The sequence below is a fragment of the Streptomyces sp. NPDC007896 genome (assembly GCF_042959425.1).
Taxonomy (GTDB): Bacteria; Actinomycetota; Actinomycetes; order Streptomycetales; family Streptomycetaceae; genus Streptomyces.
This window is the reverse complement of sequence record NZ_JBIBKX010000011.1, coordinates 124,798-140,567: the sequence shown is the minus strand read 5'-3', so window position 1 is coordinate 140,567 and position 15,770 is coordinate 124,798. Positions and strand designations below refer to the sequence as shown.

The window sequence follows — 15,770 nt, the reverse complement described above, 5'->3', positions numbered from 1 at the left end:
TCGCATGGCGACGCCTCTCCAGCCGGGAACATGCTGCTCGGGCGGGAGGGGGCCGCGACGGGCCGGCACAGTCACGTACGCCTCTCACGCCTCTAGGGAATCCCACGGTCAAGTGCCCGGTCCGTTCGGGCCAGGCGGCTCAGACGGGGCTCGCGATGCGCTGATCACAGCTCGGGCCCCGCTCCCTCACGAGGAGGGAGCGGGGCCCCGGCCCGTACGTGGTTCAGCGGACGAAGACTCCCGCCTGGCTCGCCAGGTTCAGGAAGTACTGCGGCGCCACACCGAGCACCAGCGTGACCGCCACGCCGAACCCGATCGCCGTCATGGTCAGCGGCGAGGGCACGGCGACCGTCGGTCCCTCCGGCCGCGGCTCGCTGAAGAACATGAGCACGATCACGCGGATGTAGAAGAACGCCGCGATCGCCGACGAGATCACACCGACCACGACCAGCGGGCCCGCGCCGCCCTCCGCCGCCGCCTTGAAGACGGCGAACTTCCCGGCGAAGCCGGAGGTCAGCGGGATGCCCGCGAACGCCAGCAGGAAGACCGCGAAGACCGCCGCCACCAGCGGGGAGCGGCGTCCGAGGCCCGCCCACTTGGACAGGTGCGTGGCCTCGCCGCCCGCGTCCCGGACCAGGGTCACGACCGCGAAGGCCCCGATCGTCACGAACGAGTACGCGGCCAGGTAGAAGAGGACCGACGAGACGCCGTCCGGCGAGGTCGCGATGACGCCCGCGAGGATGAATCCGGCGTGCGCGATGGACGAGTACGCAAGGAGCCGCTTGATGTCGGTCTGGGTGATCGCGACGATCGCACCGCCCAGCATGGTGACGATCGCGACGGCCCACATGACCGGCCGCCAGTCCCAGCGCAGACCCGGCAGGACGACGTACAGCAGCCGCAGCAGCGCCCCGAAGGCGGCCACCTTCGTCGCCGCGGCCATGAAGCCGGTGACCGGTGTCGGCGCGCCCTGGTAGACGTCGGGCGTCCACATGTGGAACGGCACCGCGCCGACCTTGAAGAGCAGGCCCATGACGACCATCGCGGCGCCGATGAGCAGCAGCACGTCGTTGCCCATGGTGCCGGCGAGCGCCAGGTCGACGTTCGGGATCGTGCCGTCCACGACCTGCGCGATCGTCGCGTACGACACGGAGCCCGCGTAGCCGTAGAGCAGGGCGATGCCGAAGAGGGTGAACGCGGAGGCGAAGGCGCCGAGCAGGAAGTACTTGACCGCGGCCTCCTGCGACATGAGCCGCTTGCGGCGGGCCACGGCACACAGCAGGTAGAGGGGCAGCGAGAAGACTTCCAGCGCGATGAACAGCGTCAGCAGGTCGTTGGCCGACGGGAAGACCAGCATGCCGCCGATCGCGAAGAGCAGCAGCGGGAACACCTCGGTGGTGGTGAACCCGGCCTTCACCGCGGCCTTCTCGCTGTCGCTGCCGGGCACGGAAGCGGCCTGCGCGGCGAACGAGTCGACGCGGTTGCCGTGCGCCTCCGGGTCGAGCCGTCGCTCGGCGAAGGTGAAGACACCGAGGATGCCCGCCAGCAGGATCGTGCCCTGCAGGAACAGGGACGGTCCGTCGACGGCGATCGCGCCCATGGCCGCGATATGCGCCTTTGTGGTGCCGTATCCGCCCGCCGCCAGTGCGATCACCGCGGCGAAGGCGGCGGCGAGCGCGACGACGGACAGGAAGACCTGCGTGTAGTAGCGGAACTTGCGCGGCACGAAGGCCTCGACGAGCACCCCTACGAGCGCCGCCCCGATCACGATCAGGGTGGGCGACAATTGCCCGTATTCGATCTTCGGCGCGTTGATCTTGGAGATCGGTTCGGCCGCGGTTGTCCACAGGCTGTGGACGGCTGCTGCGCTCACTTGGCCGCCTCCACCTCGGGCTTGGGGTCCGTCTTATGGACGTCGGACATGGTCTGCTGGACCGCCGGGTTGACGATGTCGGTGACCGGCTTCGGATAGACGCCCAGGAAGATCAGCAGGGCGATCAGCGGGGCGACCACCAGGAGCTCACGCACCCTGAGGTCGGGCATCTCGGCGACCTCCGCCTTCACCGGGCCCGTCATCGTCCGCTGATAGAGGACGAGCGTGTAGAGCGCGGCGAGGACGATGCCGAAGGTGGCGACGATGCCGACGGCCGGGTAGCGCTCGAACGCGCCCACCAGGACCAGGAATTCACTCACGAAGGGCGCGAGCCCGGGGAGCGAGAGGGTCGCGAGGCCGCCGATCAGGAAGGTGCCCGCGAGCACCGGGGCGACTTTCTGCACCCCTCCGTAGTCGGCGATCAGACGCGAGCCGCGCCGCGAGATCAGGAAGCCCGCCACCAGCATCAGGGCGGCGGTCGAGATCCCGTGGTTGACCATGTAGAGCGTCGCGCCCGACTGGCCCTGGCTGGTCATCGCGAAGATGCCCAGGATGATGAACCCGAAGTGCGAGATCGACGCGTACGCCACCAGCCGTTTGATGTCCCGCTGGCCGACCGCGAGCAGCGCCCCGTAGATGATGCTGATGAGGGCGAGGACGAGGATGACCGGCGTCGCCCACTTGCTCGCCTCCGGGAAGAGCTGGAGGCAGAAGCGGAGCATCGCGAAGGTGCCGACCTTGTCGACCACCGCCGTGATCAGTACCGCGACCGGGGCCGTGGCCTCTCCCATGGCGTTGGGCAGCCAGGTGTGCAGCGGCCACAGGGGCGCCTTCACCGCGAACGCGAAGAAGAAGCCGAGGAACAGCCACCGCTCCGTGCTGGTCGCCATGTGCAGCGATCCACTGGCGCGGGCCTGCACGATCTCCTGGAGCGAGAAGTTTCCGGCCACTACATAGAGGCCGATGACGGCGGCCAGCATGATCAGGCCGCCGACCAGGTTGTAGAGGAGGAACTTCACCGCGGCGTACGAGCGTTGGGTCGCCGCCGCCTCGTCCCCGTGCTCGTGGGCACGGTCCCCGAAGCCGCCGATGAGGAAGTACATCGGGATCAGCATGGCTTCGAAGAAGATGTAGAAGAGGAAGACGTCCGTGGCCTCGAAGGAGATGATCACCATCGCCTCGACGGCCAGGATCAGGGCGAAGAAGCCCTGGGTCGGCCGCCAGCGCCTGTTTCCTGTCTCCTGCGGGTCGGCATCGTGCCAGCCCGCCAGGATCACGAACGGGATCAGCAGCGCGGTCAGCGCGACGAGCGCCACCCCGATGCCGTCCACGCCCAGCTCGTACCGCACTCCGAAGTCCTTGATCCAGGCATGGGATTCGGTGAGCTGGTAGCGGTCGCCGCCGGGGTCGAAGCGTACGAGCACGATCGCGGCCAGGACGAGCGTGGCGAGCGAGACGAGCAGCGCCAGCCACTTGGCGGCGACGCGTTGCGCGGCCGGCACGGCGGCCGTGGCGATCGCCCCGATCGCCGGGAGCGCCGCCGTCGCTGTCAGCAGAGGAAAGGACATCGGTATCAGACCGCCCTCATCAGCAGGGTCGCGGCGACGAGGATCGCCACACCGCCGAACATCGAGACCGCGTAACTGCGCGCATAGCCGTTCTGCAACTTGCGCAGCCGCCCGGAGAGGCCGCCCATGGAGGCCGCGGTGCCGTTGACGACCCCGTCGACCAGGGTGTGGTCGACGTACACCAGGGAGCGTGTGAGGTGCTCCCCGCCGCGTACCAGCACGACGTGGTTGAAGTCGTCCTGGAGCAGGTCGCGCCGGGCGGCCCGGGTGAGCAGGGAACCGCGCGGGGCGACGACCGGGACGGGGCTGCGCCCGTACTGGGCGTACGCGATTCCGGCGCCGACGACGAGCAGCACCATCGTGGCCAGCGTGACGGTGAGGGCGCTGACGGGCGAGTTGCCCTCCGAGTGCCCGGTGACCGGCTCCAGCCAGTTGAGGAAGCGGTCGCCGATGCTGAAGAAACCGCCCGCGAAGACCGATCCGAAGGCCAGCACGATCATGGGGATCGTCATGGACCGCGGGGACTCGTGCGGGTGCGGCTCATGGCCTTCGGCGTCCGGCTGCCAGCGCTTCTCCCCGAAGAAGGTCATGATCATCACGCGGGTCATGTAGTACGCCGTGATGGCCGCGCCCAGCAGGGCCGCCCCGCCGAGGATCCAGCCCTCGGTGCCGCCCTTCGCGAAGGCCGCCTCGATGATCTTGTCCTTGGAGAAGAAGCCGGACAGGCCCGGGAAGCCGATGATGGCGAGATAGCCGAGGCCGAAGGTGACGAAGGTGATCGGCATGTACGTGCGGAGGCCGCCGTACTTGCGCATGTCGACCTCGTCGTTCATGCCGTGCATGACCGAGCCGGCGCCGAGGAACAGTCCGGCCTTGAAGAAGCCGTGCGTCACCAGGTGCATGATCGCGAAGACGTAGCCGATGGGGCCGAGGCCCGCGGCCAGCACCATGTAGCCGATCTGCGACATCGTCGATCCGGCGAGCGCCTTCTTGATGTCGTCCTTCGCGCAACCGACGATCGCACCGAACAGGAGCGTGACGGCGCCGACCACGGTGACGACGAGCTGGGCGTCGGGCGCGGCGTTGAAGATCGCGGCAGAGCGGACGATCAGGTAGACACCCGCGGTCACCATGGTCGCGGCGTGGATGAGGGCCGAGACCGGGGTCGGGCCCTCCATCGCGTCTCCGAGCCAGGACTGCAGCGGCACCTGGGCGGACTTGCCGCAGGCGGCGAGCAGCAGCATCAGGGCGACGGCGGTGAGCTTGCCCTCGGTCGCGCCACCGACGAGCCCCGGGTGCCCCTCGGTACCGAGCACCGGCCCGAAGGCGAAGGACCCGAAGGTGGTGAACATCAGCATGATGGCGATCGACAGGCCCATGTCGCCGACGCGGTTGACCAGGAAGGCCTTCTTCGCGGCGGTGGCGGCGCTGGGCTTGTGCTGCCAGAAGCCGATCAGCAGGTACGAGGCGAGGCCGACGCCCTCCCAGCCGACGTACAACAGCAGGTAGTTGTCGGCGAGGACGAGCAGCAGCATCGCCGCGAGGAACAGGTTCAGGTAGCCGAAGAAGCGGCGGCGCCGCTCGTCGTGCTCCATGTACCCGATCGAGTACAGGTGGATCAGTGAGCCGACGCCGGTGATCAGCAGGACGAACGTCATCGACAGCTGGTCGAGCTGGAAGGAGACGTCCGCCTGGAAGCCCTCGACGGGGACCCAGCTGAACAGGTACTGGCTCATGGCCCGGTGGTCCGCGCTCTTGCCCAGCATGTCGGCGAAGAGGATCGCGCCGATCACGAAGGACGCGGCCGCGAGCGCCGTACCGATCCAGTGGCCGACGGCATCGAGCCGCCGGCCGCCGCACAGCAGTACGGCCGCTCCGAGCAGAGGCGCCGCTACCAGCAGCGCAATCAGGTTCTCCACGATTCAGCGACCCCTTACAGCTTCATCAGGCTGGCGTCGTCGACCGAGGCCGAGTGGCGGGAACGGAAGAGCGACACGATGATCGCGAGCCCGACCACGACCTCCGCGGCGGCGACGACCATCGTGAAGAAGGCGATGATCTGGCCGTCGAGATTGCCGTGCAGGCGGGAGAAGACGACGAACGCGAGGTTGCAGGCGTTGAGCATGAGCTCGACGCACATGAACACCACGATCGCGTTGCGTCTGATCAGCACGCCGGTGGCGCCGATCGTGAACAACAGGGCGGCGAGATAGAGGTAGTTGACCGGGTTCACTTGGACGCCTCCTCCGTCTTCGTGCGCTCCAGGCGTTCTTCGGCTCGCTGCTCCAGCGCCTTCAGATCGCTCAGCGCCTCTGTGGACACGTCACGGATCTGGCCGCGGTCCCGCAGCGTCTTGCTGACGGTCAGCTCGGACGGGGTGCCGTCCGGGAGGAGGCCGGCGATGTCCACCGCGTTGTGCCGGGCGTAGACACCGGGGGCCGGCAGCGGCGGTACGTGCTTGCCTTCCCGTACGCGCTGCTCGGACAGCTCGCGCTGGGTCTTGGCGCGCTCGGTGCGCTCGCGGTGCGTGAGCACCATCGCGCCAACGGCGGCCGTGATGAGCAGGGCGCCGGTGATTTCGAAGGCGAACACGTACTTCGTGAAGATGAGGGCGGCGAGGCCTTCCACGTTCCCGTTGGCGTTGGCCTTGCTCAGGCCGTTGAAGTCCTTCAGGGACGCGTTGCCGATGCCCGCGATCAGCAGGACGCCGAAGCCGAGTCCGCACACCAGAGCCAGCCAGCGCTGACCCTTGATGGTCTCTTTCAGGGAGTCCGCCGCGGTGACACCGACGAGCATGACCACGAAGAGGAACAGCATCATGATCGCGCCGGTGTAGACGACGATCTGCACGACGCCCAGGAAGTAGGCGCCGTTGGCGAGGTAGAACACCGCCAGGATGATCATGGTGCCGGCGAGACAGAGCGCGCTGTGCACGGTCTTCTTCATGAAGACGGTGCACAAGGCGCCGATCACAGCGACCGCGCCGAGGACCCAGAACTGGAAGGCCTCTCCGGTGGAGGTGGAGTAGGCGGCGAGCTGCGCGCTCATGCCCCCACCCCCTCTTCCGTGGGCTTCTCGCCCTTGGAGACGGCGACTTGGCGCTGCGTGCCCGGCGCCGCCTCGGTCACCAGACCCTGGTAGTAGTCCTGCTCGTCCGTGCCGGGGAAGATCGAGTGCGGTGTGTCGACCATGCCCTCATCGAGCCCGGCGAGCAGCTGTTCCTTGGTGTAGATGAGGTTGGCGCGGCTGGAGTCGGCGAGCTCGAACTCGTTCGTCATCGTGAGCGCGCGGGTGGGGCACGCCTCGATGCACAGGCCGCACAGGATGCAGCGGGCGTAGTTGATCTGGTAGACGCGGCCGTACCGCTCGCCCGGCGAGTAGCGCTCCTCGTCGGTGTTGTCCGCGCCCTCCACATAGATGGCGTCCGCGGGGCAGGCCCAGGCGCACAGCTCGCAGCCGATGCACTTCTCCAGACCGTCCGGGTGGCGGTTGAGCTGGTGCCGGCCGTGGAACCGCGGGGCGGTGGTCTTCTGCTGCTCCGGGTACTGCTCCGTCAGGCGCTTCTTGAACATGGCCTTGAAGGTCACGCCGAAGCCGGCGACGGGGTTCTGGAAACCAGGCTTGGTCTCCTTCGGCTCCTCAGCCATCGGACCCCTCCTTTCCGTCACGAGTTCCGCCATTCGATCCGTCACTCGCAGTATCGGACCCACCACTGACAATCAACTCGCGCTCGCGGCGCGGGCGGCGCCGTGGCACGGGTGGCAGCTCCTGTCCCGGCAGTGGCGGCACCGGGAATCCACCGGCCATCGGGTCGAAGGCGGCGGGCTCGGCAGGCGCTTCCTGCGCTCCCTGCTTGTCGCGGAAGATGTCCACGGCGAACGAGAGCAGCAGCAGGACGAGGACGCCACCGCCGACGTACAGGGCGATGTCGGCGAAGCCGTAGTTCTCGTTCTTGAGGGTCCGTACGGTCGCGACGAGCATCAGCCAGACCACGGAGACCGGGATGAGGACCTTCCAGCCGAGCTTCATCAGCTGGTCGTAGCGGACGCGCGGCAGCGTGCCGCGCAGCCAGATGAAGAAGAACAGCAGCAGCTGCACCTTCACCACGAACCAGAGCATCGGCCACCAGCCGTGGTTGGCACCCTCCCAGAAGGTGCTGATGGGCCACGGGGCCCGCCAGCCGCCCAGGAAGAGCGTGGTCGACACGGCCGAGACCGTCACCATGTTCACGTACTCGGCGAGCATGAACAGCGCGAACTTGATGGACGAGTACTCGGTGTTGAAACCGCCGACGAGGTCGCCCTCGGACTCCGGCATGTCGAAGGGGGCGCGGTTGGTCTCGCCCACCATTGTGATGATGTAGATCAGGAACGAGACCGGCAGCAGGATGATGTACCAGCGGTCGTGCTGCTGTTCGACGATCGTCGAGGTCGACATCGACCCGGAGTAGAGGAACACCGAGGCGAAAGCGGCGCCCATGGCGATCTCGTACGAGATCATCTGCGCGCAGGACCGCAGACCGCCCAGCAGCGGGTAGGTGGATCCAGAACTCCAACCCGCCAGCACGATCCCGTAGATGCCCACCGAGGCGACCGCGAGGATGTACAGCATCGCGATCGGCAGGTCCGTGAGCTGCATCGTGGTGCGATGGCCGAAGATCGAGATCTCGTTGTCGGCGGGTCCGAAGGGGATCACCGCGATCGCCATGAAGGCCGGGATGGCCGCGACGATCGGCGCGAGGACGTAGACCACCTTGTCCGCGCGTTTGACGATGACGTCTTCCTTGAGCATCAGTTTGACGCCGTCGGCGAGCGACTGGAGCATGCCCCAGGGGCCGTGCCGGTTGGGTCCGATGCGCAGCTGCATCCAGGCGACGACCTTGCGCTCCCACACGATGGAGAAGAGCACGGTCACCATCAGGAAGGCGAAGCAGAAGACCGCCTTGACGACGACCAGCCACCAGGGGTCGTGGCCGAACATGGAGAGGTCTTCAGCGGCGAGGTACGGCGTCATGCCTCCACCTCCTTGGGGGCCTCGGTGGCGAGCGTCGCCGGGCCGATGCGGACGAGTGCGCCGGGCAGCGCCCCCGTGTCGGAGGCGACGCCCCCTCCGGTGGAGTTCAGCGGGAGCCAGACCACGCGGTCGGGCATCTCGGTGATCTGCAGCGGGAGTTCGACGGTTCCGGCGCTGCTGGTGACCGCGAGGAGGTCGCCTTCCTTGACGCCCGCCTCGGCGGCCGTGGCGGCCGACACACGCGCGCGTGCGGCATGCCGGGTCCCGGCGAGCGCGTCGTCGCCTTCCTGGAGGCGTCCCTGGTCGAGCAGCAGTCGGTGGCCCGCGAGCACGGCCTCCCCCGCGGCGGGACGCGGCAGCGATGCCGCGATCTCCACGGGCCCGGTGGCCCGCAGGCCGCCCCAGGGACCGAGCCGGTCCAGCTCCCCGCGCGTGGTGCGCAGATCCGGCAGACCCAGGTGTACGTCCATGGCGTCGGCGAGCATCTGCAGGACGCGCGCGTCGGTGGGCGCCAGGCGGCGGGTCATCTGGTCGGGCTTGAGCGCGGCCTCGAAGAAGCGCACCCTGCCTTCCCAGTTCAGGAAGGTGCCCGCCTTCTCGGCGACCGCGGCCACCGGGAGGACGACATCCGCGTGCTCGGTGACCTCACCGGGCCGCAGTTCGAGCGACACCAGGAAGCCGACTTCGGAAAGGGCCGCACGCGCGCGTGCCGGGTCGGGAAGGTCGGCGACCTCCACGCCCGCCACCACCAGGGCTCGCAGCTCCCCGCCGACGGCGGCCTCGACGATCTGGCCGGTGTCGCGCCCGTAGCGGTGCGGGAGTGCGGAGACGCCCCAGGCTGTCGCGACCTCCTCCCGCGCGCGCGGGTCGGTGGCCGGACGCCCGCCCGGTAGCAGCGACGGCAGCGCGCCCGCCTCGATCGCGCCGCGCTCCCCGGCCCGGCGCGGGATCCACACCAGTGTGGCGCCGGTCGCGGACGCGGCCCGTACGGCGGCGGTGAGTCCGCCCGCCACGCCCGCGAGCCGCTCGCCGACGACGATCACCGCGCCCTCGGTGTGCAGCGCCTCGGCGGCCTTGGCACCGTCGCCCTCCAGACCGACGCCGCTCGCGAGGGCGTCCAGCCACTCGGTCTCGGTACCGGGCGCGGCGGGCAGCAGCGTGCCGCCCGCCTTGTCCAGGCCGCGTGTCGCGTACGTGGCGAGCGAGAAGGTCTTCTGTCCGTGTCCGCGCCAGGCCTTGCGCAGCCGCAGGAAGACTCCGGGCGCCTCCTCCTCGGCCTCGAAGCCGACGAGCAGGACGGCGGGCGCCTTCTCCAAAGTGGTGTAGGTCAGGCCCGTACCGTCGAGGTCCCGTCCGTGTCCGGCGACCCGGGAGGCCAGGAAGTCGGCCTCCTCGGCGCTGTGCACGCGCGCGCGGAAGTCGATGTCGTTCGTGTCGAGGGCCACGCGCGCGAACTTGCTGTAGGCGTAGGCGTCCTCGATGGTGAGGCGGCCACCGGTCAGGACGCCGGTCCGGCCGCGTGCCGCCGACAGGCCCCGAGCCGCCGCCTCCAGGGCCTCGGGCCAGGAAGCGGGCTCCAGTTCACCCGACTCACCCCGTACCAGGGGTGTGTCGAGCCGGTCCCGCTGCTGCGCGTACCGGAACCCGAACCGCCCCTTGTCGCAGAGCCACTCCTCGTTGACCTCGGGGTCGGGGGAGGCCAGGCGCCGCATGACCTTGCCGCGCCGGTGGTCGGTGCGGGTCGCGCAGCCGCCCGCGCAGTGCTCGCACACCGAGTGCGAGGAGACGAGGTCGAACGGACGCGAGCGGAAGCGATACGCCGCCGAGGTCAGCGCGCCCACCGGGCAGATCTGGATGGTGTTCCCGGAGAAGTACGACTCGAACGGGTCGCCCTCGCCGGTGCCGACCTGCTGGAGCGCGCCCCGCTCGATCAGCTCGATCATCGGGTCGCCCGCGATCTGGTTGGAGAAGCGGGTGCAGCGGGCGCACAGCACGCACCGCTCGCGGTCGAGCAGCACCTGCGTGGAGATCGGGACCGGCTTCTCGTAGGTCCGCTTCTTGCCCTCGAAGCGGGATTCGGCGTTGCCGTGCGACATCGCCTGGTTCTGCAGCGGGCACTCGCCGCCCTTGTCGCAGACCGGGCAGTCCAGCGGGTGGTTGATGAGCAGCAGCTCCATCACACCGTGCTGGGCCTTTTCGGCGGCGGGCGAGGTGAGGTGAGTCTTCACCACCATTCCGTCCGTACACGTGATCGTGCAGGACGCCATGGGCTTGCGCTGGCCCTCGACCTCGACGATGCACTGGCGGCAGGCGCCGGCCGGGTCGAGCAGCGGATGGTCGCAGAATCGGGGGATCTCGATGCCGAGCTGTTCGGCGGCCCGGATGACCAGGGTGCCCTTGGGCACGCTGATCTCTGCTCCGTCGATCGTCAGCGAGACGAGGTCCTCCGGCGGAACCGCCGCCTCTCCCCCTCCCGAGGGAGCGCTGGTGGTCACCGTCATGCGTTCACCTCCGTGCGGTCGGCCCAAGCGGTGGACTTGGCCGGATCAAAGGGGCAGCCGCGGCCCGTGATGTGCTCCTCGTACTCCCCGCGGAAGTACTTGAGCGAGGAGAAGATCGGCGAGGCGGCGCCGTCGCCGAGGGCGCAGAACGACTTGCCGTTGATGTTGTCGGCGATGTCGTTGAGCTTGTCGAGGTCCGACATGACGCCCTTGCCGGCCTCGATGTCGCGCAGCAACTGCACGAGCCAGTAGGTCCCTTCGCGGCAGGGTGTGCACTTGCCGCAGGACTCGTGGGCGTAGAACTCGGTCCACCGGGTGACCGCCCGCACGACGCAGGTCGTCTCGTCGAAGCACTGGAGTGCTTTTGTGCCGAGCATGGAACCCGCGGCACCCACTCCTTCGTAATCAAGAGGGACGTCGAGGTGCTCGTCGGTGAACATCGGGGTCGAGGAGCCGCCCGGAGTCCAGAACTTCAACCGGTGGCCGGGGCGCATCCCGCCGCTCATCTCGAGGAGTTGACGGAGTGTGATGCCGAGCGGAGCTTCGTACTGGCCGGGGCTGGCGACATGGCCGCTGAGCGAGTAGAGCGTGAAGCCCGGGGACTTCTCGCTGCCCATCGACCTGAACCATTCCTTGCCTTTTCGGAGAATGGCGGGAACTGACGCGATCGACTCGACGTTATTCACCACAGTCGGGCACGCATAGAGGCCCGCGACGGCTGGGAAGGGGGGACGGAGCCGCGGTTGACCACGGCGGCCTTCGAGCGAGTCGAGCAGTGCGGTCTCCTCACCGCAGATGTACGCGCCCGCGCCCGCGTGCACGGTGAGCTTGAGGTCTAGTCCGCTGCCCAGGATGTTCTCGCCCAGGTAGCCCGCCGCGTAGGCCTCTCGAACGGCCTCGTGCAACCGTCGCAATACGGGGACGACTTCACCGCGGAGATAGATGAACGCATGCGAAGACCGGATGGCATAACACGCGATCACCATGCCCTCGATGAGGCTGTGCGGGTTCGCGAAGAGGAGCGGGATGTCCTTGCAGGTTCCCGGCTCCGATTCGTCGGCGTTGACAACTAGATAGTGAGGTTTGCCATCGCCCTGAGGAATGAACTGCCACTTCATTCCGGTGGGGAATCCCGCGCCGCCCCGGCCGCGCAGACCGGAGTCCTTGACGTACGCGATCAGGTCGTCCGGCGACATGGCCAGCGCCTTGCGCAGCCCCTCGTACCCCTCGTGCCTCCGGTAGACGTCCAGCGTCCAGGACTTCTCCTCGTCCCAGAAGGCCGACAGCACGGGTGCGAGCAGCTTCTCCGGGCTGGTCTCGTCGATCTCGGGTGCCAACGTCATCACTCCCCCTCCTCGGCTGCGGGACCCGCCGGGTGCGACGGATCAGAGGCCGATGTGTCCTGCGGCGCGTCGTGCGAGCTCAGGTGCTCGGCCGGCGGCTGGTCCTGCGGTGCCCGGCCGCCTCGTGGGTGGACCACGCGCGCCTGGACGCTCTCCCCCTTGGCCAGGCGGAGACCGATCAGTGAGGCGGGGCCCGCGCTGCCGCCCGCCTCCACGGCGCCCTCGCGCTCGTCGGGGAAGCCCGCCAGGATTCGCGCGGTGTCCTTGAAGCTGCACAAGGGGGCGCCGCGGGTGGGTGCGACCTGTGCTCCCGTGCGCAGGTCGTCGACGAGGCGCTTCGCGGAGGCCACGGTCTGGTTGTCGAAGAACTCCCAGTTGACCATCACGACCGGTGCGAAGTCGCAGGCCGCGTTGCACTCGATGTGCTCCAGCGTGACCTTGCCGTCGTCGGTGGTCTCACCGTTGCCGACGCCCAGGTGGTCCTGCAGGGCCTCGAAGATCGCGTCGCCGCCCATGACCGCGCACAGGGTGTTGGTGCACACACCCACCTGGTAGTCACCGCTCGGCTTGCGCCGGTACATCGAGTAGAAGGTCGCGACGGCGGTGACCTCGGCCGTGGTCAGGTTCAGTACGTCGGCGCAGAACCGCTGCCCCGTGCGCGTGACGTGGCCCTCCTCCGACTGCACGAGATGCAGCAACGGAAGGAGCGCCGAACGGGAGTCCGGGTAGCGGGCGACGATCTCGCGCGCGTCCGCTTCGAGCCGGGCTCGAACGTCGTCCGGATAGTCGGGCGCGGGCAGTTGGGGCATACCCAGGCTGACGCCCTCGGGGGTGGTGGTCACCGGTCGACGCCTCCCATCACGGGGTCGATGGACGCGACGGCGACGATGACGTCGGCGACCTGGCCGCCCTCGCACATCGCCGCCATCGCCTGCAGATTGGTGAAGGACGGGTCGCGGAAGTGGACCCGGTAGGGGCGGGTGCCTCCGTCGGACACGGCGTGCACCCCGAGCTCGCCCTTGGGCGACTCGACCGCCGCGTACGCCTGTCCCGGCGGGACGCGGAAGCCCTCGGTCACCAGCTTGAAGTGGTGGATCAGGGCCTCCATGGAGGTGCCCATGATCTTCTTGATGTGGTCTAGGGAGTTGCCGAGACCGTCGGGGCCCAGTGCGAGCTGGGCGGGCCAGGCGATCTTCTTGTCGGCGACCATGACCGGGCCGGGCTGCAGCCGGTCCAGGCACTGCTCGACGATGTGCAGCGACTGGCGCATTTCCTCCAGGCGGATCAGGAAGCGCCCGTAGGAGTCGCAGGTGTCGGCGGTCGGGATCTCGAAGTCGTACGTCTCGTAGCCGCAGTACGGCTGGGCCTTGCGCAGGTCGTGCGGCAGGCCCGCGGAGCGCAGGATCGGGCCGGTGGCGCCGAGGGCCATGCAGCCGGCCAGGTCGAGGTAGCCGACGTCCTGCATACGGGCCTTGAAGATGGGGTTCCCGGTGGCGAGCTTGTCGTACTCGGGAAGGTTCTTGTGCATCTTCTTCACGAACTCGCGGATCTGGTCCACCGCGCCGGGCGGCAGGTCCTGGGCGAGTCCGCCGGGGCGGATGTACGCGTGGTTCATCCGCAGGCCGGTGATCAGCTCGTAGATGTCGAGAATGAGTTCACGATCACGGAAGCCGTAGATCATGATCGTGGTGGCGCCGAGTTCCATGCCTCCGGTGGCGATGCACACCAGATGGGAGGAGAGTCGGTTCAGCTCCATCAGGAGGACGCGGATGATCGTGGCGCGGTCGGGGATCTGGTCCTCGATGCCGAGGAGTTTCTCGACGGCGAGACAGTAGGCCGTCTCGTTGAAGAACGGCGTCAGATAGTCCATGCGCGTCACGAACGTGGTGCCCTGGGTCCACGTGCGGAACTCGAGGTTCTTCTCGATGCCGGTGTGGAGGTAGCCGATGCCGCAGCGGGCCTCGGTGACCGTCTCGCCGTCGATCTCCAGGATGAGCCGGAGCACGCCGTGGGTGGACGGGTGCTGCGGGCCCATGTTGACGATGATGCGCTCGTCGTCGGACTTCGCCGCGGACTGGGCGATCTCGTCCCAGTCGCCACCGGTGACCGTATATACGGTGCCCTCGGTCGTCTCCCGCGCCGCCGCGGCGGACGCGCCGGAAGAAGGGGTCTGCGTGCTCATGAGTACGACCTCCGCTGGTCCGGAGCAGGGATCTGGGCGCCCTTGTACTCGATGGGGATGCCACCGAGGGGGTAGTCCTTGCGCTGCGGGTGGCCCTGCCAGTCGTCCGGCATCATGATCCGCGTCAGGGCCGGGTGGCCGTCGAAGATCAGGCCGAAGAAGTCGTACGTCTCGCGCTCGTGCCAGTCGTTCGTCGGGTAGACGGAGACGAGCGAGGGGACGTGCGGGTCGGCGTCGGGGGCGCTGACTTCGAGGCGGATCAGCCGGTTGTGGGTGATCGAGCGCAGGTGGTAGACGGCGTGCAGCTCCCGGCCCTTGTCGCTCGGGTAGTGCACTGCGCTCACACCCGTGCACAGTTCGAAGCGGAGGGCCGGGTCGTCGCGGAGGGTCTGGGCGACCCGGAGCAGGTACTCGCGTTCGATGTGGAAGGTGAGCTCGTCGCGGTCGACGATCGTCTTCTCGATGGCGTTGTCGGGGACGAGTCCCTGTTCCTCCAGGGCGCCTTCCAGTTCGTCGGCGACCTCGTCGAACCAGCCGCCGTAGGGGCGGGTGGCCGGGCCGGGGAGCCGGACGGAGCGGACCAGGCCTCCGTAGCCGGTGGTGTCGCCGCCGTTGTTGGCGCCGAACATGCCGCGCTGGACGCGGATCTCCTCACCGCCCTCGCCACGCTGGCCGGGGAGGTTGGAGGCGCCGAGGTCCTTCTCGGGGTTCACCCCGTTGCCGTTCACGTCGCTCACCGCAGCAGGCCCTTCATCTCGATGGTGGGGAGCGCCTTGAGCGCCGCTTCCTCCGCCTCGCGGGCCGCCTCCTCGGCGTTCACGCCGAGCTTGGAGGTCTGGATCTTCTGGTGGAGCTTGAGGATCGCGTCGATCAGCATCTCGGGCCGCGGCGGACAGCCGGGCAAATAGATGTCGACCGGGACGATGTGGTCGACGCCCTGCACAATGGCGTAGTTGTTGAACATTCCACCCGATGAGGCACAGACCCCCATGGAGATCACCCACTTGGGGTTGGGCATCTGGTCATAGACCTGCCGCAGCACCGGCGCCATCTTCTGACTGACGCGGCCGGCCACGATCATGAGGTCGGCCTGGCGCGGTGAGCCGCGGAAGACCTCCATGCCGAAGCGCGCGAGGTCGTAGCGGCCCGCGCCGGTCGTCATCATCTCGATGGCGCAGCAGGCGAGTCCGAACGTGGCGGGGAAGACGGACGCCTTGCGCACCCAGCCCGCGGCCTGCTCGACGGTGGTCAGCAGGAATCCGCTCGGCAGCTTTTCTTCGAGTCCCATGT

The 15,770-nt window shown here is 68.5% G+C and carries 13 protein-coding genes; all 13 read right to left on the bottom strand.

Annotated features, from left to right (window positions below; all coding sequences use genetic code 11):
* Positions 1 to 223 precede the first annotated feature (223 nt).
* Genes nuoN through ACFZDJ_RS32040 form a run of 13 tightly spaced genes read right to left on the bottom strand, consistent with a single transcriptional unit; the run spans position 224 to position 15,768 of the window.
* Positions 224 to 1,873, bottom strand: coding sequence for an NADH-quinone oxidoreductase subunit NuoN (nuoN, locus tag ACFZDJ_RS32100; protein WP_384907140.1), 1,650 nt, complete (start codon positions 1,871 to 1,873; stop codon positions 224 to 226).
* On the bottom strand, positions 1,870 to 3,441 hold the full coding sequence (locus ACFZDJ_RS32095; protein ID WP_168510176.1) for an NADH-quinone oxidoreductase subunit M: 1,572 nt from the start codon (positions 3,439 to 3,441) through the stop codon (positions 1,870 to 1,872). The genes nuoN and ACFZDJ_RS32095 overlap by 4 nt, the downstream gene beginning before the upstream one ends.
* A gap of 5 nt (positions 3,442 to 3,446) precedes the next feature.
* Complete coding sequence (nuoL, locus tag ACFZDJ_RS32090) at positions 3,447 to 5,360, bottom strand: NADH-quinone oxidoreductase subunit L (RefSeq protein WP_101400045.1); 1,914 nt, start codon at positions 5,358 to 5,360, stop codon at positions 3,447 to 3,449.
* A gap of 14 nt (positions 5,361 to 5,374) precedes the next feature.
* Entirely contained in the window at positions 5,375 to 5,674 is a 300-nt protein-coding gene (gene nuoK / locus ACFZDJ_RS32085; RefSeq protein WP_095853175.1) for an NADH-quinone oxidoreductase subunit NuoK, read from the bottom strand.
* Complete coding sequence (locus ACFZDJ_RS32080) at positions 5,671 to 6,489, bottom strand: NADH-quinone oxidoreductase subunit J (RefSeq protein WP_391064033.1); 819 nt, start codon at positions 6,487 to 6,489, stop codon at positions 5,671 to 5,673. The genes nuoK and ACFZDJ_RS32080 overlap by 4 nt, the downstream gene beginning before the upstream one ends.
* Positions 6,486 to 7,088: an NADH-quinone oxidoreductase subunit NuoI gene (nuoI, locus tag ACFZDJ_RS32075; protein ID WP_382181727.1), complete on the bottom strand. Its 603-nt coding sequence runs from the start codon at positions 7,086 to 7,088 to the stop codon at positions 6,486 to 6,488. The genes ACFZDJ_RS32080 and nuoI overlap by 4 nt, the downstream gene beginning before the upstream one ends.
* A complete protein-coding gene (nuoH, locus tag ACFZDJ_RS32070) occupies positions 7,081 to 8,454 on the bottom strand; it encodes an NADH-quinone oxidoreductase subunit NuoH (protein WP_391064031.1) in 1,374 nt (457 codons plus the stop codon). Before nuoH ends, nuoI begins: the two co-directional genes overlap by 8 nt.
* Positions 8,451 to 10,955 (bottom strand): NADH-quinone oxidoreductase subunit G, encoded by a 2,505-nt coding sequence (locus tag ACFZDJ_RS32065; protein WP_390934897.1) that lies wholly within the window; start codon positions 10,953 to 10,955, stop codon positions 8,451 to 8,453. The genes nuoH and ACFZDJ_RS32065 overlap by 4 nt, the downstream gene beginning before the upstream one ends.
* Positions 10,952 to 12,301, bottom strand: coding sequence for an NADH-quinone oxidoreductase subunit NuoF (nuoF, locus tag ACFZDJ_RS32060; protein ID WP_248296907.1), 1,350 nt, complete (start codon positions 12,299 to 12,301; stop codon positions 10,952 to 10,954). The genes ACFZDJ_RS32065 and nuoF overlap by 4 nt, the downstream gene beginning before the upstream one ends.
* Positions 12,298 to 13,107, bottom strand: a complete 810-nt coding sequence (gene nuoE / locus ACFZDJ_RS32055; RefSeq protein ID WP_168517683.1) for an NADH-quinone oxidoreductase subunit NuoE — start codon at positions 13,105 to 13,107, stop codon at positions 12,298 to 12,300. Before nuoE ends, nuoF begins: the two co-directional genes overlap by 4 nt.
* A gap of 29 nt (positions 13,108 to 13,136) precedes the next feature.
* The gene (locus ACFZDJ_RS32050) at positions 13,137 to 14,480 is read right to left on the bottom strand and encodes an NADH-quinone oxidoreductase subunit D (protein WP_054232151.1); all 1,344 of its coding nucleotides are present in this window, start codon (positions 14,478 to 14,480) and stop codon (positions 13,137 to 13,139) included.
* Positions 14,477 to 15,217 (bottom strand): NADH-quinone oxidoreductase subunit C, encoded by a 741-nt coding sequence (locus ACFZDJ_RS32045; RefSeq protein ID WP_390934896.1) that lies wholly within the window; start codon positions 15,215 to 15,217, stop codon positions 14,477 to 14,479. The genes ACFZDJ_RS32050 and ACFZDJ_RS32045 overlap by 4 nt, the downstream gene beginning before the upstream one ends.
* A complete protein-coding gene (locus ACFZDJ_RS32040; RefSeq protein WP_053743379.1) occupies positions 15,214 to 15,768 on the bottom strand; it encodes an NADH-quinone oxidoreductase subunit B family protein in 555 nt (184 codons plus the stop codon). The genes ACFZDJ_RS32045 and ACFZDJ_RS32040 overlap by 4 nt, the downstream gene beginning before the upstream one ends.
* Between the last annotated feature and the right edge of the window lie 2 nt (positions 15,769 to 15,770).